Below are 20,811 nucleotides of genomic sequence, written 5' to 3' on the forward strand. Positions count from 1 at the left end.
AAGCCTTTTTTTATTTATATTTTAAAAGCTTGTTAATCTTCTTTCTCGTTTGCAGCGAAACTTTATACGCTTCATCCCTTAGCTTTTGTATTTTTCCTACAGGTTGAAAGATTTCAGCACTTTCGAAAGGATTGAAAGACAATAATTCATTTTCGCAGGTATTGGGATTTTGCAGCGAATTTTTTTCAAATCTGATTTCTCCTAATTGTATAAATGGGGAGTTTTTCCATTCAACATTTAATCTATTGATGGGCTGATCTTTCAGGTCGTAACACAACTGAATAAAGACGTCTGCCTGATAATTATTGCTTTCAAAATAAGTTTTGACAGATTTTTTAACACCTTTTCTGTTCCCAAATTTTTTTTGAATATTCTTTGGACTGATTTTTATTTTAACCATTTTATCATCTAATCTGTACGCTCCTACAGAATAATAATCAAAAGATAGGATGAAGTCGTTTCTTTTCAGAAAAAGATTAATACTATGTTTTAAAAAAGAGAATGTCATTAAAGAAGGTAAAATCTTCCATATGTTTTTTGTAAAAGATAGCCAGTTGCTCCATTTTTTAATATAAAGCTTATTGATGGCTGTAAATGTTTTTAAAAATAAAGAAACTGAGTTGATTGGAAATAGAGGGAAATTGGCCAAAGGATAATTTGAAATGGTACGTCCCAAATCATCTTTTATTTTAATGGCAAAACCATAGGCAGGAATATCCTTCTTGTTCTTTTTAATTTTCAGATTGGCATTAGAAAGTCTTGCGGTGATTTCATACCTTTCCTTATCAAATAGATATTTCAAATCTTCCGTGAGTTCAGGATTTATGATGAAATGCCCTGAAAGAACAGCATAAGTCTTTGCATGAGCATTTCTGGCGGCATAGTTGATATCACTTACAGAAGGAGATTGTTCTACAAAATCGGCGATACTTTTTTTGGTCTCTTCCAGCAGTTGCTTTTCCTCATACGAAAGCTTATCGAAGTTCTTATTATATTGTAATGAATCTGGCATTTAGTTTTTAAATCCAATTATAACGCCAAGTTTCGGAATTGACGTTAACGGAGTATTAAAGATATTTGAACTTTAAGGTAAGATGAAGGAAATTGATTGTAATGCTTTGATAATAAATTTATTAATTGATTTATTACATCTGAAAAACTTCCTTTCTTCTAACTTCTTTCTTCCCGTCTTAAAATCTTATCTTTGTAAAAATATTTAATTATGGGAGTAGCAGATTTGTTATTTAAGCGTAAAAAAGAATTGGCAGAGAAAAACCTGAAAGACGGTAAAGAATACATGGAAGAGTATGGAAAGAGAGAAAGTGTAGTTACTTTGCCAAGCGGATTACAATACGAAATCATTACAGAAGGTGATGGAGCAAAACCAGGTCCGAGATCTACAGTAAAATGCCACTATCATGGAACGACTATTACAGGAAAAGTTTTTGATAGCTCTGTAAAAAGAGGAACTCCTGCATCTTTTCCATTAAACAGAGTGATTACGGGTTGGACAGAAGCTCTTCAGTTGATGCCTGTTGGTAGCAAATGGAGATTAATTCTTCCTCCGCACTTAGCGTATGGAGATCAGGAAATCAGCAAAGAAATAGGTCCGAACAGTACACTTATTTTCGAAGTAGAATTATTGGGAATTAAATAATTCTCATTAAAAATAGTTTAAAATTCCACCTGAATTCGGGTGGATTTTTTTATTTATAGTATATTAGTATAAGTTTGATTCACCCAACAGCATAAAATAGGACGAAATGAGAAAGCTGCTTTACTTTTTGACAATTTTTAGTTTTTTAACATCTTGTGTTTCCAAGAAAAATCAGGTAATCAATCAGAATATCCTTACGTTGAAAGACAGCTATTGTAAAGCCCCTTTTAAATATAATTATACCAATAAAATTCCATCCTATAATTCAGATTCCATTATATTGGCAAATAAGGAATTAAAAGGGATATTCTCTGATCAAAGTATTTTAATATTGAATGCGTTGGATAATCTTGATGAGGTACATAAAATTATTAAACTTAAAAAAGACTCATCTTTGGATGCTCAGGTGAAAGTATTGCAGCTAAAAAGTGTCATTAACAGTAAAATTACCATCGCGCTCACTGAACTGGATGCTGTAGCCGCAGAATTTGATTGTGAAGGGGAGAGAGTAGCGCAAATTGGAAACTATGTAGACAATTTGAACGATTCCAGAAATAACAAAATGATTTTATATTCCATTATTGCCGGAGCTACGGCGTCTGTTGCCGGAGGAATTGTAAAAAGCGAAGGGTGGAGCAATGCGATTGATATCAGTGGAGGTGTTTTAGGAGCTGGTTTTGGTCTGGCAACATTAAATCCTAAAGGAAAAAAAGTAGAGTTCATTCATCAAAGAAACCTGCTGAGGGATATTTGGAAAGAAAAACTGGAATCTCCTAATTTTCCACCATTTATTTGGTATATGTATACAGAAAAGAAATTTTCAAATAAAGAACAGTTTTCCATTATCGGAAATATGAAAGAAAGGTGGCTGCATTATCAGTTCGATGATGATAAAAATGTGGCAGACCATTCTGTGATTTTTAGCAACGGAGGATATTACAGAGCAAATGATCTGCACAACAGAGCTGCAATGCTTAATCAGATGCAGTCGGCTACCAGAACGATTAATCAAAATATCAATTACTTGCTTTTAGACTTAGATAAATTAATATTATAATTTAATTGTAATAAAATTTGTTACATTTAAAAAAATCTGTATCTTTGCATTATAATTACAATGAACAATACAAGATTTGCTACGGCAATACATATTATGACATTATTGGCAAAATCACCTCAGGATTGGTTAAGTTCTGAATGGATTGCCGGTAGTATCAATGTAAATCCTGTTGTAGTACGTAAAGAGATCAGTGTGTTGAGGGAAGGAGGGCTTATTGTAAGCAAACAAGGAAAGGAAGGCGGAAGTCGGCTTGCTAAAAGCGCAAAATCAATTACCATTTCCGAAATTTATTCAGTCGTGAAAAATACTGAAGTCTTAGGAAAGAAAAATCAGAATCCTAATCCGGCTTGTAGCGTCGGAAAGGAAATTAATAATCATTTGACTGATTTATTTATAGAAACAGATCAATTGGTTTTAAATTTTTTAGGAAATAAGTCACTTCAGCAATTTAGTGATCAGTTTGAATAAAATTTTTTTAATCATAAATGTAACAAATTTTATTACAATTTAAATTTTAAAATCATATGAAAAAAGTAGCAGTAATCGGAGCAACCGGATTTGTGGGAACACAAATAGTGAATGAATTAGCAAACAGAGGATACCAAGTAGAAGCAATTGTAAGAGACGCTTCTAAAGTTCAGCAAAACGAAAATGTATCAGCAAAAAGCATTAATGTAAGTAACGTCGATGAACTGGCAGATGCTTTAAAAGGAAATGATGCTGTAATCAGTGCTTTCAATGCAGGGTGGACGAATCCTAATCTGTATGATGATTTCTTAAGTGGTTCAGTAAATATTGAAAATGCAGTTGAAAAATCAGGGGTGAAAAGATTCATTACAGTGGGAGGAGCCGGAAGTTTATTTATTGATGGAAATCAGTTGGTGGACGGACCTGATTTTCCTGAAGATTATAAAGCGGGTGCAACAGCAGCAAGAGATTATTTAAACAAAATTAAAGAAAATAAAACCTTAGATTGGACCTTCTTTAGCCCGGCTATCGAAATGCATCAGGGAACTGCAGGAGTAAGAACTGGAAAATACAGAACGGCTTTGGAAAATCCGGTTTTTGATGAAAATGGAAGAAGTATTCTTTCTGTAGAAGATGTAGCGGTCGTTTTAGTTGATGAATTGGAGCAGAACAATCATATTCATGAGCGTTTTACTGCAGCTTATTAATGGCTTCTTAGAATAGTATTTAAAGTTTCGGGCGGCACCTTTGGTGCCGCCCGAAACTTTTAACCATTAAAAATGATCTTATAAATTCATAAACAACTTCGGATTTACCGGAGTATTGTTTTTGTGTACTTCATAATGAAGATGAGGTCCTGTAGAACGTCCGGAATTTCCAGACTTTGCAATTACTTGCCCTACTTTCACTTTATCATTTGTTTTGGCAACAAGTTGAGATAAATGACCATAAAGAGTTGCTAAACCATTTCCGTGGGAAACAATTACGCAATTTCCATACCCTCCTTTTTGTCCGGAAAATATTACTGTTCCGGCAGCAGCAGCTTTTACGTCAGAACCAAATGCAACGGCAATATCCAATCCTTTATGGAACTGCATCTGATCTGCTTCAGCAGGTAGATTGTTTTTTTCAACACCGGTTTTAGAGGTTGCAGCAACAGAAGATTTTGTAGAAGCTGAAGTAGCGGCAACAGCAGGAGCAGCTTTTGGAGTTACCATTACTTTTACTTCCCTTTTATTTCCGTAGCTGTCAGTTACTTCTATGATTTTTTCTACAGGCACTGCTTTTACTTCTGGAGCTGGAGCCGAAGCGGCAACAGGGGCTGCAATATTAGATTTTACAGAGGCATAAACTGTTTTAAAAGGAATAGGATTTTTTCTGATTCCAAAATTTGATGAGATATATCCTTCTGTTGGCATTCCTAAGGGAACCTGCATCAGTTTTTTCTGAAGATCCATCAGATACTGGCTGTATCGGTTGGCTTGTTTAGCAAGATAAACAGAGTTGGAAATACTGTCTTTGCTCAGGACTGTCAATTTTCCATTCGAAATATCTTTTGATTTTAAGAAGGAATTTAGTTCGTTTACGGTTTGATCTACTAATGCAAGATCAGTTTTCATTTTCAAATAATCTACACTGTCTCTCTCAGTGTTTATTTTTACAAGATTGACTTCATAGTTTTTATCGTCTTTTTCAGAAAATAACTTAGCAATGAATATACCTTGTGCAAAAACTACTGATAAAAGCCCTCCTAAAAGGATATTTACGTTCTTTTTGCTGTTTAGAAATCTCTTCATCTTTCTTTTCTTAGTATTATAAAACGGTTTTGAGTTTGCAAATTTAAATAAAAATAATTTTTTAAGATTATTTGTAATTAAAATTTAGTTTTTAATGTATTTAACGATTAATTAGATATTTAATTGTGTTGAAGTGTTAATTTTATCTAAAAATGGCTTTTATCATGCTATTAAAAGTCTTACGCAATCTTTGTTTTAATATATTTGCAGTTCACATTCAATTATGGCAAAAAAGAAAATAATGTCGGAATCTTCAAATTCTAAAAAGAATAAAAAAGATATTTCTGTAGGCGTTGTGGGAAGTGGAAGTTTTGCAACGGCAATTGTAAAAATGCTTGTGGAAAACTGCAAAGTAGTACATTGGTGTGTAAGAAGTGAGTTCGTAAAAGGAGCCATTGAACTTCGTGGGCACAACCCGACTTACCTTACAGCAGTAAATTTTAATCTTAAAAATTTAAAACTTACAACAGATATTAACGAGTTAGTTTCTGCTTGTGATGTAGTGGTATTAGCAACACCGTCAATTTATCTTTCAGATATGATGGATAAAATGACATGCGAATACACCGATAAAATCTTCGTTTCGGCAATTAAAGGGATCATTCCTAAAGTAAATGATGTTGTTGCCCATTATCTTAGAGATGAATTTAAAATCGGTTTCCGAAATCAGGCGGTTATTGCAGGACCTTGTCATGCAGAAGAAGTTGCAATGGAAAGACTTTCCTATCTTACGATCGCTACCGTAGAAGATGAAATTTCAGAAAAACTGGTAAGTATTTTTAACTCAGATTTTATTAAAGTTCACTCAAGTAAAGATATTCTAGGAAATGAGTACAGTGCCATTCTTAAAAATATTTTTGCAATCGGAGCCGGAATTGCCAGTGGATTAGGATATGGAGACAACTTTACGGCGGTTTTCGTTTCCAATGCCATTCGTGAAATGGAGACATTCCTTGAAGCAATTTATGAAGCGCCAAGAGATGTAAATCAAAGTGCTTATTTAGGCGATTTACTAGTAACTGCATACTCATTATTCTCAAGAAACAGAAACTTAGGAAATCTTATCGGGAAAGGATATACAGTAAAATCGGCAATCCAGTCAATGAATATGGTGGCAGAAGGATATTATGCAGCAGATTCCATTTATAAAACATCAAAAGAGAAAGGGTTGAAACTTCCGATTGTTGATACGATATATGGAATTTTATACGAAGGAAAAAATGCAGAAAAACAATTCAAAAAGCTCACTGCAAAATTGAATTAAATCAAATAAACAAAAATTAAAAAAGCGCCGACAAGACTGTTGGTGCTTTTTTATTTATATACTCAATATCAATTCATTGATATTTTCCATAATATTTTCTTCCCGGAGAAAAAATGTTGAAATCCGGAAAAATAAGAGGTTGAAATCAAATCAATTGTAATAAGTTTTCCCGAAATTTGATATAAAATTTGAAATTATGTCACAATCGCTTATTAGCAGAACACCGAAACCAAAATATGACGTTGTACTGATAGGTGGCGGAATTATGAGTGCCACTTTAGCAACACTGCTTCATGAATTTGATCCTAATCTTGAAATTGCAATTTTTGAAAGATTAGGCAGGTTTGCAAAGGAAAGTACCGCAGCATGGAACAATGCAGGAACAGGGCATTCTGCTTTTTGTGAACTTAATTATACCCCTGAAAAAGAAGACGGATCTATAGATATTTCAAAAGCTGAAAGTATTGCAGAACAATTTGAAATTTCTAAACAGTTTTGGTCTTACTTAGTCAATAAAGGTTATATTCATGATCCAAAAGATTTTATCAATTCTTGCGCTCATATGAGTTTGGTATTTGGTGAAAAAGATGTGGAATTTCTTAGAAAACGCCATGAAAAACTATCTGAGTCGGTTTTATTTCAGGGAATGGAATATTCAGCCAATCATGACAAGCTAAGGGAATGGATTCCTTTGGTCATGAGTAAAAGAAACGAAACCGAGGTATTGGCAGCTACCAAAATGAAACTGGGAACGGATGTTAATTTCGGAACGTTAACAAGAAAAATGGGAAGACATTTACTGGAAGATTCCAATGTTGAAGTTTTCTTGTACCATGAAGTAAAAGACATTGATCCAAGAGATGACGGAAAATGGGAAATGAAGGTGAAAGACAGGATTCATAGTCATAAACAAGAAGTTGTTGCAGATTTTGTATTTATCGGAGCCGGTGGATATGCTTTACCATTACTGGATAGTTCAGATATCAAAGAAAGTGAAGGATATGGTGGTTTTCCGGTTTCCGGGCAATGGTTGGTTTCTCACAATCAGGAACTGGTAGAAAAACATCAGGCAAAAGTGTACACTCAGGCAACGGTCGATGCACCGCCAATGTCTGTTCCTCACTTGGATTTGAGAATCATTGATGGTGAAAAAGCACTTCTTTTTGGACCTTTTGCAGGATTTTCAACTAAATTTTTGAAAGAAGGAAGCTATCTTGATTTACCTGAAAGTGTGAATACTAAAAATTTAAAATCCTTATTTGGAGCTTGGTGGCATAATATTCCTTTAACGAAATATTTGGTTCAACAGGTTGCCATGACCAAAGCGCAGAGAATGCAGCATTTGAGAGAATTTATCAAAGATGCTAAAGAAGAAGATTGGGAATTAAAAGTGGCCGGTCAAAGAGTACAGATTATTAAAAAAGATGAAAAAGAAGGCGGAAAATTAGAATTCGGAACCGAAGTGGTAACCAATAAAGCAGGAACTATTGCTTCATTATTGGGAGCTTCACCAGGAGCTTCTACGGCTGTGTATGCGATGCTGAATGTTCTTGAGAAATGCTTTCCGGAAAAACTTCATCAAGAATGGAAAGGTAAGTTACTGGAAATGATTCCTTCTTATGGACAAAAACTGGCTGAACATCCCGAACTTGCTAAGAAAGTAAGAAGCTATTCTAAAGAGAAACTTGAATTAGAATATTAAATAACAAGCATAATGAATGATGAGTAATGTAACTATTACTCATTATTTATTACTCATTACTTATACAATAAACGTGGCAGAAACCATTAAAAAACCTATAATAGTAACAGAAATTCTTGAGTCTCTTCAAACCAAAATAGAAGAGGAAAAACAGGTAATTGTTCACTGTTGTTTCCCCGCTTCTCCGTTTTTAGGAAATCTTATCCGAATCTGGAGCTCTACTTATCTTTTTGATAACAATTCTGATCATAAAAGTAAACTGATTCATGCGGAAAATATTACAATATATCCTAACTGGACGCCGGTTCCTTTTATGAAAGATTTTTGGTTTACCTTAGTGTTTTCGGGGCTCCCGAAAGATTGTAAAAGTTTCGATTTTCATGAAGTTATTCCCGAAGAAGGAGGTTTTTTTGTGAAATCAATTAAAAGAAATGCTTCAGATATCTATAAAATTAAAATCTCCGACTCATAATGAAATCATATATTGTACTTTTACTTCTAATAATTCCTTTTTTTAGTTTTTCTCAAAAGAATATTGCGGACAAAGCAATTGTAAAAGCGAATGCAAAAGAATTGAAAGAGATCAAAAAATTTCAAAAGGATTTGAATGAAGAATATTTAAACCCTAAAGAAACCCCTTTAAGAGGAGGAAACTTCACCCAATTTAAAAAGCATCCTTTCTTTCCGATAGACTTGAAATACAGGGTAAAGGCAAAATTCGTTAAAACGGAAAATCCTAAGCCATTTGACCTTCCAACTTCCTCAGGAAAAACAAAATCTTATCAGGAATTTGGAAAGGCAATTTTTGAACTTGACGGAGCATCGTATACTCTTACGATTTATCAAAGTTTAGATCTTATGAAAATGGAAAAATATAAAGACCATCTTTTTCTTCCTTTTCGGGATGCAACCAATAACAAAGAAACCTACGGTGGAGGAAAATATCTGGATCTGAAGATTCCTGAAGGAGATTCGATTATTTTAGACTTTAATCAATCTTATCATCCTTATTGTGCGTACAATGCTTACGATTACAATTGTCCGATTGTTCCCGAGGAAAATAAGTTACCTGTTGAAATCAGAGCAGGAGTAATGTATCAGGATATCTATCATCATTAATTATATACTGAAATGGTTCATTTAAAATTTTTTATTTCTGAAGACTTACCCGGGCTCAACTATGTTCTGGATGAGATACAAAGCCTTTATACTTCTACAGCAGAGCATGCATTAGAAAGAATTAAAGAAAGAAATGATGGTTTGGCATTTCCGGTTTCTATTTTTAATGATGAAATATTGGTTGGCTTTTTAGTCCTGGATTTTGGAGCAGATAAATTAGATATTACAGATAACCCAAATTCAGTTTTATTGCGATCATTATCCATTAATCCTGATTTTCAGGGAAAAGGAATTGGGAAGTCGACGATGTTACTAACTGATGATTTTGTGAAAAAACATTTTAATACTTGTGATGAGATTGTTCTTGCTGTTAACCAAAACAATAATGCAGCCTATGAAATCTATCTGAAAACTGGGTATTCCTATGATGGGAAAATCCGGGAGGGAAGAAGTGGACCACAGTTTTTAATGTCAAAGAAATTATAAAAACTATTCAAAAATCTGCTGAATCACTTCTAACGATGTGGGAGTTTTAAAATCTGCAAAATGATAGTGATAGTAAATCAAAATACTGTCTAAAATATTTCTTCTGAGTTTTGATGGAATCTTTATTTCGTAAGGATTTTCTGAAGAAAGAATGGCTTTCCAAATATGAGAATTCTGTTCATCAAAAAAATGATGAGTCATGTCAGTGGTAAAAATTCCGGTTTCAGGATCAAGATATTTCCCGTCATTAATGAGAGGCGCAACTCCTTGTATTTTCAGAATTTTAATTAAAAAAATGAGGTGTGACTGATAATTTCTACGATTGAGCTCCTGAAGAAATTCATCAATTCCCAAAAATACTGAAGTATTTTTATTTTCAATTCTTAAAATTTGATTTAAAAAATCTGAAATAAAGAATATAACAGTATTGGCATTAATGTCTGTATAGAAATCATAAAATTCAACCAATTCAAATTTCGAAATAGTGGCAATACTATTTCCTTTTGCAATATTAATTACAAAATTAAGTTTATTTAAAGGCAGAAGAAAAGCTTTTTTCTTGTTCTTTTTGCTGTAAATACCCTTTAAAAAATAGCTTTGAAAGCCATCATTCTCAGTGAATGTATGAATAATGGCATCATTTTCACCATATTTTACATAAGAAAGTAAAAAGCCTGTTTGTAAATTCATTAATTGACTACGGCTATTTTTGCAGTAGCTTTATCTGAGCCGTCTTCATTGGTCATGAGAACAAAATACATTCCGGAAGCTACTCTTGTTCCGCGTTGGTTATTAAGATCCCATTCGTAATATCCTGCTCTGGCTACTGCCGAATGAACAATGTTTCCTGCAGCATCAGTAATTCGGATGTTTGTTTTTTCAGCTAATCCTTTAATGGTTACTTTTCCTTTGAAATTTGAATAGACAACAGGGTTTGGGTACACCAATACATTGCCAAAATTAGACGTTACATCTCCTACATCTCCTTGGTAGGTTACAATTCCGTCGTATGTTACGAAATAAACTTTTCCTGTTTTTTTGTCAACTTTTATATCAGTTACACTATTGGTAGGAAGCGGAGAATTTTCCTTTGTAAAATGTTTAAGGGTCTGCTCTCCGGTCGCTGAAAGATAATATACACCACCACCATCTACGGAAACCCATTTTTGGTTTCCTCCATCTACCTCAACTTGCAGAATCTGAGAATCTTTAAAAAGTTCTTCAGCGAGACCTCCCTGTTCTATGACAATAGCCTCCGTTTGAGGATTGTTTTTTGCTGAGGTAGCTGCATTAGGAAGAATTCTCAATCCCATATCTGTTCCAATCCATGCATCTCCGGATTTATCAAAAGCCGCAGATATTGTTCCCCCCGGAAGATTGTTGGAGGATTCTAAAATATACTGTGTGTCATCTGAAGTATTTAATGTTTGCTTATGATCATATACCAAAAAGTTGATTGATCTTGGAAGCGGAACCCAAAATAAGCCTTGATAAAAAATAGGTTGCTGTACAGCATTACTTGTAAGAATTACCTGTTTTACCAAAAAATTGTCGGTTCCTCTATCGTAAAAAGCCATTCCGGGGTATTTTCCTTCTGTAAAAGCGAGCCCCGCAACTAAATTATTTTGGTCATCATAAGCAAAACCAACTGGTCGTCGATCCCAAACTCCATCTGCTCCTACAGTATAAAGCTTTGTGAAGTCAAAGTCTTTGCTAGAGCTATTATACTTCATTTTGTATATTCCTTGCCCTATTGCAGTGCTATAATTTGTAAAGAATAGATCTGATGGGCTGGCTGGATCGAACATAGCATCTAAAACATTAAATTTTGTGCTGCTCCCTTTAAAATAAGAAGAATAAATCCACTGCATTCCATCAAAATAATAAAATCCGGGATTTTTTGGATTGTCGGTACCTTCATTAAACCCATTGATTCTCGCACCGCTTGAAACCAATAATTGATTTTCATTGAATATTCTTATTTTATAAGAGTCATTAAAATAAGGACCATCTGGTTTGAAAGTATTGCGGTCTTCATTTTTTATTCCGGAAAGTTTGGTTCCTGCATAGATTTTGGAATTGATGCGAGCTGCTGTATTACATTCTTCACCTACGGAGACATTTCCTGTTAAAATACCGGTGAGGCTATAACTATAAACGTTGTTAAGGTCTGCTACCAATACATTATCTCCGTTTACGACAACATCCTTTACATTAGTGAATGTTTGGGGAAGTGTAGTGAATGTTCCATTAATCAGTAATTGTACAGTAGTAGAAGAAGAAAATGCAACAGTAGACTCAGAATCTACATTGGTATATGTTCCGGGGCTTTCCGTTGTCCAGGTTGAAAAAACCGGGAATGTGGTATTTAAATCATGGGTTTTAAGTCCAGAGTTCGTTACAGCATATACTTTATTATTTAAAATGGTAGCTTCGTTACTGGCTTGATAAACGCCTCCCGAAACAAAAAATGCTGAATCTCCAAATTCTTTCTTTTTAAGATTAAAAATAGAAACTCCATAACCAACAGAAATGATAGCTTTATCTCCTGTGATAGAGATGTGATTGATTTTTTTGCTTCCGTTATATCCAGTGGCAATAGGGATATCTACAACATAGGTAATGCCATCTGGAGTAATCACATCCAATGAACCGTTTTGATACCCGATTAATCCTATTTTAGTTTGAGGATTGTAATCAAATGCTGAAATTTTAACTTCATGAAGGCCGTTAGCTTTAGACAGTTTTGTAATTTCCCCTGTTGAAACGGTATAAAAGAAAATACCGTTTTCAGTTGCAGCTACTATTTTTCCATTCTCTTCTTTCATTGCCAGCACGTTATTGTATGAGAATACGTCTGCCCACTTTTTAGAAGTAATGTTCTGTGCATTTATCAATTGCAGAGAAGCTAAAACGCCAAGAGAAATTAAAAGTTTTTTCATGTTATGCTATTATGCTACTGTCAATTACCTGATTATTCCAGGAAATATGTTTTACATTTTTATTTGAATCAAAGAAGAAATCTATTCTGCCCAACAAAAGACCTGCCCATCCCACCTGATTGACCAGAACATTTTTGCCTGCTCTATTGGTAAAAGTTTGGGGTTCCGGTAAAAAAGAATGAGTATGACCACCCAGAATAATATCAATATTATCTGTTTTGGCAGCTAAGATTTTATCACTTATTTTATTAGGTTCGTCTTTGTAATCGTAACCGATATGTGAAAGGCAGATGACCAGATCACATTTTTTCTCGTTTTTCAGGAAGTTGGAATAATGTTGTGCCACATCAATCGGGTCTGAATAAACAGTTTCCCCATATTGCTTTTTGCCAACCAGTCCGTCCAGTTGAATTCCTACTCCGAAAAGACCGACTTTGATTCCGTTTTTGTTGAAAATCTTATATTGAGAAGTCTTTCCGTCAAGAACCGTATTTTTAAAATCATAATTTGAACAGATAAAAGGAAACTGCGCATTCGGCAACACCTTTAGAAATCCGTCCAAACCATTATCAAAATCATGATTTCCCATGGTTGAAGCATCATACTTCATCATAGACATCAATTTAAACTCCAACTCACCTCCGAAAAAGTTGAAATAAGGAGTTCCTTGAAAAATATCACCGGAGTCTAGAAGCAAAACATTAGATTCCTGATTTCTGATTTGCTGAATTAAACTTGCCCTTCTTGCAAAACCTCCCTGATTGGGATTTTTGGTATAACTAGCATCAAAAGGTTCTATTCTGCTGTGCTGATCATTGGTATGAAGAATAGTAAGCTTATTTGCGGATTTTAAATCAAGAATACTTAATTCTTCCGCCATCATCATATTGGGAGCTAAAGCCATTGCTAAAGTTCCGCCTCCTATTGCCTTTAAAAACTTTTTTCTATCCATTATTTCTTACCGATAAAATTTAAACGAACATCTGCATTGGGTACCACTTCAGAATTTTTCTTGAAATAATCAATAAATAAATCTCTCAATTTAATTCCTGTAGGGATCGCTTCTCCTTTTGCGAAGAATTTCATGTTGTCACCACCTAAAGCCAAATAATCAGACGTAGCAATATAATAATCCTGAGTCGGGTTTACTGCTTTTCCGTTGATTAAAGTTTGGGTTAATTGTCCGTTATTGGTTTCAATGTATAAATGGGAAACCGGATTATTGACCTGAGTTTTTGCATAATACTCATAAAGTCCTTGCAAATCCGAACCTTTCATTTTTACAATAATCACTTCATTTTCGAAAGGCATTACTTCAAACACACTTTTCAGTAAAATATCACCTTTCCCGATCGTTGTACGGATTCCTCCGATATTGATTAGTGCAGCATCCACGTTTTTTTGAAGATGTTTTTTCGCCCATTCATCAGCTCCATCGAATGTATAGTCTGCTAAAAGATTGCCCAAATTACTATTATCTCCTTGTTTAGTAAGGTCTGTATTGGTATGGGAGATTTTCTGATTCATCTCTTTATCCAATTTTTGCTTATAAGGTTCAATAATTTTTACAAACTCCTCATCATTCTTTAGCTCATTATTAATAGAAATATTTTTCTGGGTTTTCACCTCCGCAAGCTGCACCGAAGATGCCGTCTTACAAGCGGATAAAGTTGCCAGAGCAATTCCTAGTAATATGAATTTATTTTTCATATGTTGTAAATTTTTGTTGTAAGGTCATATGTAATCGCCAGTATTTTCACTGTTTTTTGTAAATATTTTCGGTTACAGCGATTTCATAATATCTTTTAGTATATGCAAATATAATTATATGTAGAATAAAACATTATTTTTTATGATAAATTCTTAGTCGAAATGATTAAATTTGGCAAAAATAATTCTAACAGATGAGCATTTTAAAAGGAGTAGGTGTTGCATTGGTGACACCCTTTAATGAAGATTTATCCGTAGATTTCGAAAGTTTAACAAAATTAGTTGATTACAACATCGAAAACGGAACCAATTATTTAGTTGTTTTGGGAACTACAGCCGAAGCTGCGACGCTTTCTGCTGAGGAGAAGAAACAGGTGATTGAACATATCATTAAGGTTAATAATAAACGCGTTCCTTTGGTATTGGGAATTGGCGGAAACAATACTCTTGAAGTCAAGAAACAGATTGAAGAAGCAGATCTTTCTGCATTTGATGCTGTACTTTCTGTATCACCTTATTACAATAAGCCTAATCAGGAGGGACTTTATCAGCATTATAAAATGTTGGCTTCTACAGGAAAAAATATCATTATTTACAATGTTCCGTCAAGAACAGGACAAAATATTGAAGCGGAAACCACACTACGTTTGGCAAATGAATTCCCGAATTTATTCTTAATTAAAGAAGCGGCACCTAATATTCTTCAGTATTTCGATATTTTAAGAAAAAAGCCTGAAGGTTTCAATTTGGTTTCTGGTGATGATGAATATACACTTCCTGTAACTTTAGCAGGTGGAAACGGGGTGATTTCAGTAATCGGACAGGCATATCCGAAAGAATTCTCAACGATGGTTCAATTGGCTTTTGATAAAAAAGTTGATGAAGCTTATGAAATTCACAACAAATTAGTTGAAATCACTAGATTGATTTTTGCTGAAGGAAATCCTTGCGGAATTAAAGTAATTTTAGCGGAAATGGGAATTATTAAAAATTATCTGAGACTTCCGTTGGTTAAGGCTTCTGAAGGTCTTCATGCAAAGATTAAAGCTGAAATGGCAAATATTTAATATGATTTTCCAGTAACATTTCAACGTTACAACAAACATATAAAGGTGAAAGGTTTAGTACTTTTCACCTTTTTTAATCAAGAAAATTTAACTACAATGAAATTTATAAAAGCTACAGAAAATGATATTCCTTTGATTCAGGAATTGGCAAGAAGATCCTGGGAGAATGCTTATGCAGAAATACTTTCCGGTGAACAAATGGAGTATATGCTCAGTACCATGTATTCTTATGATGAAATTGCGGGGCATTTACAAAATTTAAATTATCAGTATTATTTAATTCAAGATGAAAATAATAATGCTTATGATGGTTTTATAGGTTATGAAAACAACTACGAAGAGAAGACGACAAAGCTTCACAGAATTTATCTTGTTCCGGAAAGCAAAGGAAAAGGAGTAGGAAAACAAGCATTACTTTTTTTAAATAAAAGTGTTGCCGAATTCGGTGACAAAAGAATTATTTTAAATGTGAATAAATACAATTCCGCAAGAAATTTTTACGAATCTCAAGGGTATAAAGTTTATGATGAAGGCGTTTTTGATATTGGGAATGGTTTTGTAATGGATGATTTTTTGATGGAATATTTAGTACAAAGCTAAAAATTATATAACATTTTATTATAATTCTATAATAGGTGAATTTATTTATCTTGGCATATTTGCAAGTATCAAGTCACTTATAAATATAACATACATATACTTTGTTATTAGCATTTTTAGCTTTTTAGTAAGTATATTTTTTTTCATCCTTAGTGTTTAATTCCTGTATTGAATAGATACAGGAATTTTTTTTTGCAGAACTATATCACTTGCATTTGAAATAATAGTATATTTACTTAGAATATAAACACATTAGGATTAGGATGAAAATGTATGTTAAGTTTGATTTCAATGCTCTCTGCAGGAAAGTATTGGACGACCAGTTGAAAGAATACGGATTGAAATACCGAATGCTCGATTTTGGTGAAGTTGAGTTTTATGAAGACTTTACTCAAGAGCAGCATCTTGTTTTTAAAAGAAAACTTCAGGACTATGGTATTGAGATCATCGAAAGTCAAAAAATAGCCTTGGTGCAGAAAATAAAAGATGCGATTGTAGGACTTGTTTTTGCGGAAAACAATATTTCTATAAAGGCTTCTATTTATATTGCAGAAAAACTGAACCATAGCTACGGATACTTGTCGAATCTGTTTTCAGAAATTACGTATACTTCGATAGAAAACTTTATCATTATTCAAAAAATTGAATATGCTAAAGAATTGATGTTGAGTAATAAATACAGCTTAACGGAAATTTCATTAAAACTAAACTATTCAAGTGTGGCACATTTAAGCAGTCAATTTAAGAATATCACGGGTCTTACACCCTCCCAATTTTTAAAGATTATAGGAAAAAGGAAAAACCTGAAAGAAGTTGAATTAAGTACTAAAACAATTGTATGAATAAAGAGTTCTTGAATGTTGCCTTATTCGATTCCAATGTACATCATCTTATTCTTTTAAAAAAAATATTTCAAGAGCATAGAATAAAAATAAGATATACAGATTTTAGTAATGAAGAAGACTTTGCTATATATTTAAATAAAGCTGCTTCAGGCATTCCGGATGTAATATTTGTCAGTTATACAGACATTCATAATACAGATTTCCAGATTATTCGTGAAAGAATAAATGATATAAAATATAATGCTGTATTATGTATTGTTTATGCTGAAGACTTACCAGATAGTGAAATAGAGGAAGTTCTTATTGCCGGAGCGAATATCTTTTTGAAAATCAATGATGATTATACCAAACTTAAGAAACATGTTTCTGAGATTATTACAATGATTTGGCAATACCAGACTTCAGGGCTGAATAAAAGCAATTTCATCATGAAAATAGGGTAATCCTAAATAAATTATACGTTACATAATATTCACTTTAAGGTGATAATTATATAAAAAATAATGATAATGATGTAATTTTTTTTTGTTGGGATATATCAATTTTGTAATAGAAATTAATAACACAAATAAGCTATATAAAAAACACAATGCTTGAAAAGTTAATGTTATCTCTAGAATCTTAGATAAAAAATGTTAGTTAAACAAAATGAATGATTAGAGTTTCCAATTTAAGCGCAGAAGATCTTTAAATAAAACGGTACAATCATGAAAACTCAAAAGTTAAAAGAATTTTCTTTTAGCCCAAATAGTTGGTTTTTATAATAATATTTGGAAACTCAATTCATTTTGTTTTTTATTTGCCTTTCAATTTCTTCTTAATAACAGTTTTAGGAAAGCCGTGAGAAATTTTTTTTTCACGGCTTTTTTATGAAATTTTACTCCATTTATTTTTCCCTCTGTAATATCTAAGATAATAGTTTTTGATCAATTGATTGTCTGGTCGGCTGAGCACAGGATCAGCTTCAAGAATTTTATCAACGGTTTTTTTTGTCAATTTTATAATGGCCGAATCTTCAATTAAATCCAGCCTTTTAAAATCTACAACACCGCTCTGCTGAGTTCCCAGAATATCTCCGGGACCGCGAAGTTTCATGTCTACTTCAGAGATTTTAAAACCATCGTTGGTATCTGTCATGGTTTTGATGCGGGTTCTACTATCAGAAGATAATTTATCGGAAGTCATCAGAATACAATAGCTTTGCTCTGCGCCACGACCTACACGACCACGCAATTGGTGAAGCTGTGACAAGCCGAATCTTTCCGCACTTTCAATTACCATTACAGAAGCATTAGGAACATTCACACCCACTTCAATTACGGTGGTTGCGACCATAATTTCCGCTTTTCCCGATGCAAAATAATTCATAGCCGCATCTTTCTCATCAGGTTTCATTTTTCCGTGAAGCATGGTCACATTATACTTTGGAAAATTATCCATCACATTTTCTAATCCTACCATCAAATTTTTATAATCTAAAGTTTCAGATTCTTCAATGAGTGGATACACAAAATAAATCTGTCTTCCTTTCTGAATCTCCTCTCTGCAGAAATTATAAACATAAGCCCTGTCTTTTTCCCGTCTGTGAGCCGTTATGATGGGCTTTCTTCCGACCGGCATTTCATCGATCACAGAAACATCAAGATCAGAATAAAAACTCATGGCCAGTGTTCTGGGAATAGGAGTAGCAGTCATCACTAGAATATGAGGTGGGATTTTATTTTTAGCCCAAAGTTTTGCCCGTTGTGCAACTCCAAATCTGTGTTGTTCGTCGATGATCGCCAAACCAAGATTTTTAAACTTTACTTTATCTTCCAAAACAGCATGAGTTCCTACTAAAATAGAAAGTTCCCCATTTTCAAGCTGTTCATGAATGACTTTTCTTTCGGATGCTTTAGTAGAACCCGTTAAAAGGCGCACGTTTATCCCTGTTTCAGCAAGCAGATCTTTAATTCCGTTATAATGCTGTTGAGCAAGAATTTCTGTGGGAGCCATCATACAGCTTTGGAAACCATTATCCATGGCAATAAGCATGGTGAGCAGGGCAACCATTGTTTTTCCGGAACCTACATCACCTTGTAAAAGCCTGTTCATCTGGATTGGTTTCTTCATATCCTGACGAATTTCTTTTAACACTCTTTTCTGTGCTCCGGTAAGTTCAAAAGGAAGATTATTCTCGTAGAAACCCGTGAAAAAATCTCCTACAATAGGAAAAGGATTACCGTGCGATTGCGTTTTATGATGGAGCTTTTTTAAAGCATAACCTAGTTGAAAAAAGAAAGACTCTTCAAACTTCAATCTGTAATTGGCTTTTTCAAAATGTTCCAAATCTTTTGGGAAATGGATGTTGAGATACGTATGCTGCCTTGATAAAAACTTAAAATGTTTCGTCATATATTCAGGCATATTTTCTTCAATGAGATTGGGAATTTCTTTACAGATATTTTTTAAAATAGTTTGAAAGAATTTTTGGTTTAAACCTCTTTTGGTGAGCTTTTCAGAACTTGGGTAAATTGGTTTTAAACGATTGTCGGTTTCCTTTTTTTCTTCAATTTCAATTTCCGGATGGGGCATTGAAAATTGATTATTAAAAATATTAATCTTTCCGAAAATATAAATTTCCTTATTCACAGGAATTTGTTCTTTCAGCCATTTGGAATACTGAAACCAGACCAAATCCATAGCACCTGTATCGTCATTAAATTTAGCAGAAAGCCTTTTGGTTTTTCCAGTTTGTATTTCCTGGATGCTTGTAATTTTTCCTTTCAGCTGAACATCTGTATTCACATCCTTCAATTGAGAAACTTTATGAACTTTGCTTTTATCTAAATAACGAATAGGGTAGAAGTTCAGTAAATCTTCCACGGTTGAAACTCCCAACACATTTTTGATGAGCTTGGCTTTTTCAGGACCGATACCTTTAACGTATTCTATGGAAGTTTCGAGGTTCATTTTTTGGATAAGGATGATATTTTGTAAGAATAAATGACTCCTAAAATTAAACCTATAATTCCTCCAAGATAACTGAAATTATGCATAGAGCCAACAGATATGTAACTTTTTAGGTCAATTATATTTTCTGGAATGTACCAGGAATTAAAATGAGATCTTGGTTGTTTGGATAAAATAAATTGACCATATAAAAGTCCCATTAACCCAATTATAAAAGCCGTAATAAGAGCAATTAGAATAGATTTCATAGATACTTTCAACATCATTTTCCAGTCCTTATGTAATAAACCGAAAAGACTTAAAATAATTCCCAACAACAAGCCAAACCACCAAGTTGCTAAAAAACCAACTGTTGAAACACGAGCTCTTGTTGCAAAATGATCTTCATAGATATTAAACTGAATAAATTTAAATTTTGTATAATATTCAGGAGAAATAGTATATGTGAGTTGATCGTGAAGAATGCCATAAATTCCCGCTATTAAAGCAGCGAGAATTGAAATTAAAATAACTGTGAAAAATTTTTTGATTATTCCATTCATAAATGAGTTACGAATTTCGGGAAAAATTGGAAATTAAAAAAGGCTTCCAATACTGAAAGCCTAAATTTTAATTTTTTATTTTCGATTTAAATTTTTTCTGGTAATCTTCCCATTGTTCTCTCGAACGAATTTTTTTGAACATATCTTTTGAAATAAATTCTAAATAGGGTTCTAATTCTTTAGCAGACAGCTCTCCTTGCAATATGGTGATAGGTCCGCCGTTTTCATCCAGGAACACTGTACTTGGAACAGCTCCCACATTCATATATTGAGTAAACTCATGTAAAGAATTTTTACCTCTTTTTACTTCTGTATTGGGGTTTGAAAATGTTCTGTCAAAAATTTCGATTGATTTTTTTTCTTCCGCATTAAATTTTACCGGATAATAATTTTCATTGATAATATCAGCAATCACCTGATGTCCGTACGTTTTTTTATCCATAATCTTACACGGACCACACCAGTCTGCATAAAAATCGATCAATATTTTTTTAGGATTCTCTTTCTGAGCTTTCAATGCCTCTTCAATAGTCATCCATTTTACCTGCGCAAAGTTGAAAGTCAACAAAAAAAGGCAGATGATGCTTATAATTTTCTTCAT

At 33.4% G+C, this 20,811-nt stretch carries 22 protein-coding genes; 13 read left to right on the forward strand and 9 right to left on the reverse strand.

Annotation, left to right across the window (positions count from 1 at the left end; genetic code table 11):
• Positions 1 to 10 precede the first annotated feature (10 nt).
• Positions 11 to 1,012, reverse strand: coding sequence for a catalase family protein (locus tag LV842_RS07060; RefSeq protein WP_233110752.1), 1,002 nt, complete (start codon positions 1,010 to 1,012; stop codon positions 11 to 13).
• 210 nt (positions 1,013 to 1,222) lie between these two features.
• Here LV842_RS07060 and LV842_RS07065 point away from each other — a divergent pair, with 210 nt between their 5' ends.
• The 4 genes from LV842_RS07065 (at position 1,223) to LV842_RS07080 (ending at position 3,892) form a co-directional block, all read left to right on the forward strand.
• Positions 1,223 to 1,657, forward strand: a complete 435-nt coding sequence (locus tag LV842_RS07065; protein WP_233110753.1) for an FKBP-type peptidyl-prolyl cis-trans isomerase — start codon at positions 1,223 to 1,225, stop codon at positions 1,655 to 1,657.
• Positions 1,658 to 1,763: 106 nt separating this feature from the next.
• Positions 1,764 to 2,714, forward strand: a complete 951-nt coding sequence (locus LV842_RS07070; protein WP_233110754.1) for a hypothetical protein — start codon at positions 1,764 to 1,766, stop codon at positions 2,712 to 2,714.
• A 60-nt stretch (positions 2,715 to 2,774) separates the two neighbouring features.
• A complete protein-coding gene (locus tag LV842_RS07075) occupies positions 2,775 to 3,185 on the forward strand; it encodes an Rrf2 family transcriptional regulator (RefSeq protein WP_233110755.1) in 411 nt (136 codons plus the stop codon).
• 56 nt (positions 3,186 to 3,241) lie between these two features.
• Positions 3,242 to 3,892, forward strand: coding sequence for an NAD(P)-dependent oxidoreductase (locus tag LV842_RS07080; RefSeq protein ID WP_233110756.1), 651 nt, complete (start codon positions 3,242 to 3,244; stop codon positions 3,890 to 3,892).
• A gap of 78 nt (positions 3,893 to 3,970) precedes the next feature.
• On the opposite strand, the gene LV842_RS07085 is transcribed toward LV842_RS07080, so the two are convergent.
• Positions 3,971 to 4,981 (reverse strand): M23 family metallopeptidase, encoded by a 1,011-nt coding sequence (locus LV842_RS07085; protein ID WP_233110757.1) that lies wholly within the window; start codon positions 4,979 to 4,981, stop codon positions 3,971 to 3,973.
• A 241-nt stretch (positions 4,982 to 5,222) separates the two neighbouring features.
• On the opposite strand from LV842_RS07085, the gene LV842_RS07090 reads away from it, so the two are divergent.
• The 5 genes from LV842_RS07090 (at position 5,223) to LV842_RS07110 (ending at position 9,552) form a co-directional block, all read left to right on the forward strand.
• Positions 5,223 to 6,245: an NAD(P)H-dependent glycerol-3-phosphate dehydrogenase gene (locus LV842_RS07090; protein WP_233110758.1), complete on the forward strand. Its 1,023-nt coding sequence runs from the start codon at positions 5,223 to 5,225 to the stop codon at positions 6,243 to 6,245.
• Between the two features lie 196 nt (positions 6,246 to 6,441).
• Positions 6,442 to 7,947 carry a malate dehydrogenase (quinone) gene (gene mqo, locus LV842_RS07095; RefSeq protein ID WP_233110759.1) on the forward strand — a complete coding sequence of 502 codons (1,506 nt, stop codon included), beginning with the start codon at positions 6,442 to 6,444 and terminating at the stop codon, positions 7,945 to 7,947.
• A gap of 16 nt (positions 7,948 to 7,963) precedes the next feature.
• Complete coding sequence (locus LV842_RS07100; protein ID WP_233110760.1) at positions 7,964 to 8,419, forward strand: hypothetical protein; 456 nt, start codon at positions 7,964 to 7,966, stop codon at positions 8,417 to 8,419.
• Entirely contained in the window at positions 8,419 to 9,066 is a 648-nt protein-coding gene (locus LV842_RS07105; protein ID WP_233110761.1) for a DUF1684 domain-containing protein, read from the forward strand. The genes LV842_RS07100 and LV842_RS07105 overlap by 1 nt, the downstream gene beginning before the upstream one ends.
• A gap of 12 nt (positions 9,067 to 9,078) precedes the next feature.
• A complete protein-coding gene (locus LV842_RS07110; protein WP_233110762.1) occupies positions 9,079 to 9,552 on the forward strand; it encodes a GNAT family N-acetyltransferase in 474 nt (157 codons plus the stop codon).
• A 3-nt stretch (positions 9,553 to 9,555) separates the two neighbouring features.
• Here the strand turns inward: LV842_RS07110 and recO are convergent, their stop codons facing one another.
• Genes recO through LV842_RS07130 form a run of 4 tightly spaced genes read right to left on the reverse strand, consistent with a single transcriptional unit; the run spans position 9,556 to position 14,204 of the window.
• Entirely contained in the window at positions 9,556 to 10,242 is a 687-nt protein-coding gene (recO, locus tag LV842_RS07115; RefSeq protein ID WP_233110763.1) for a DNA repair protein RecO, read from the reverse strand.
• The gene (porZ, locus tag LV842_RS07120; protein WP_233110764.1) at positions 10,242 to 12,494 is read right to left on the reverse strand and encodes a type IX secretion system anionic LPS delivery protein PorZ; all 2,253 of its coding nucleotides are present in this window, start codon (positions 12,492 to 12,494) and stop codon (positions 10,242 to 10,244) included. The genes recO and porZ overlap by 1 nt, the downstream gene beginning before the upstream one ends.
• Before the next feature lies 1 nt (position 12,495).
• Complete coding sequence (locus tag LV842_RS07125; protein ID WP_233110765.1) at positions 12,496 to 13,446, reverse strand: bifunctional metallophosphatase/5'-nucleotidase; 951 nt, start codon at positions 13,444 to 13,446, stop codon at positions 12,496 to 12,498.
• Positions 13,446 to 14,204, reverse strand: a complete 759-nt coding sequence (locus tag LV842_RS07130) for a 5'-nucleotidase C-terminal domain-containing protein (RefSeq protein WP_233110766.1) — start codon at positions 14,202 to 14,204, stop codon at positions 13,446 to 13,448. The genes LV842_RS07125 and LV842_RS07130 overlap by 1 nt, the downstream gene beginning before the upstream one ends.
• Positions 14,205 to 14,398: 194 nt before the next feature.
• On the opposite strand from LV842_RS07130, the gene dapA reads away from it, so the two are divergent.
• The 4 genes from dapA to LV842_RS07150 all read left to right on the forward strand — a co-directional run bounded on the left by dapA (position 14,399) and on the right by LV842_RS07150 (position 17,159).
• Positions 14,399 to 15,271, forward strand: coding sequence for a 4-hydroxy-tetrahydrodipicolinate synthase (dapA, locus tag LV842_RS07135; RefSeq protein WP_233110767.1), 873 nt, complete (start codon positions 14,399 to 14,401; stop codon positions 15,269 to 15,271).
• 96 nt (positions 15,272 to 15,367) lie between these two features.
• The gene (locus LV842_RS07140; protein ID WP_233110768.1) at positions 15,368 to 15,871 is read left to right on the forward strand and encodes a GNAT family N-acetyltransferase; all 504 of its coding nucleotides are present in this window, start codon (positions 15,368 to 15,370) and stop codon (positions 15,869 to 15,871) included.
• 263 nt (positions 15,872 to 16,134) lie between these two features.
• The gene (locus LV842_RS07145; RefSeq protein WP_233110769.1) at positions 16,135 to 16,713 is read left to right on the forward strand and encodes a helix-turn-helix domain-containing protein; all 579 of its coding nucleotides are present in this window, start codon (positions 16,135 to 16,137) and stop codon (positions 16,711 to 16,713) included.
• Positions 16,710 to 17,159 carry a hypothetical protein gene (locus LV842_RS07150; protein ID WP_233110770.1) on the forward strand — a complete coding sequence of 150 codons (450 nt, stop codon included), beginning with the start codon at positions 16,710 to 16,712 and terminating at the stop codon, positions 17,157 to 17,159. The genes LV842_RS07145 and LV842_RS07150 overlap by 4 nt, the downstream gene beginning before the upstream one ends.
• Before the next feature lie 424 nt (positions 17,160 to 17,583).
• On the opposite strand, the gene recG is transcribed toward LV842_RS07150, so the two are convergent.
• The 3 genes from recG to LV842_RS07165 all read right to left on the reverse strand — a co-directional run bounded on the left by recG (position 17,584) and on the right by LV842_RS07165 (position 20,811).
• A complete protein-coding gene (gene recG, locus LV842_RS07155; RefSeq protein ID WP_233110771.1) occupies positions 17,584 to 19,668 on the reverse strand; it encodes an ATP-dependent DNA helicase RecG in 2,085 nt (694 codons plus the stop codon).
• Positions 19,665 to 20,210 (reverse strand): hypothetical protein, encoded by a 546-nt coding sequence (locus tag LV842_RS07160; protein ID WP_233110772.1) that lies wholly within the window; start codon positions 20,208 to 20,210, stop codon positions 19,665 to 19,667. The genes recG and LV842_RS07160 overlap by 4 nt, the downstream gene beginning before the upstream one ends.
• A gap of 67 nt (positions 20,211 to 20,277) precedes the next feature.
• Entirely contained in the window at positions 20,278 to 20,811 is a 534-nt protein-coding gene (locus LV842_RS07165) for a thioredoxin family protein (RefSeq protein WP_233110773.1), read from the reverse strand.

Origin of the sequence: Chryseobacterium gwangjuense (assembly GCF_021311115.1) — a bacterium.
GTDB lineage: Bacteria > Bacteroidota > Bacteroidia > Flavobacteriales > Weeksellaceae > Chryseobacterium > Chryseobacterium gwangjuense.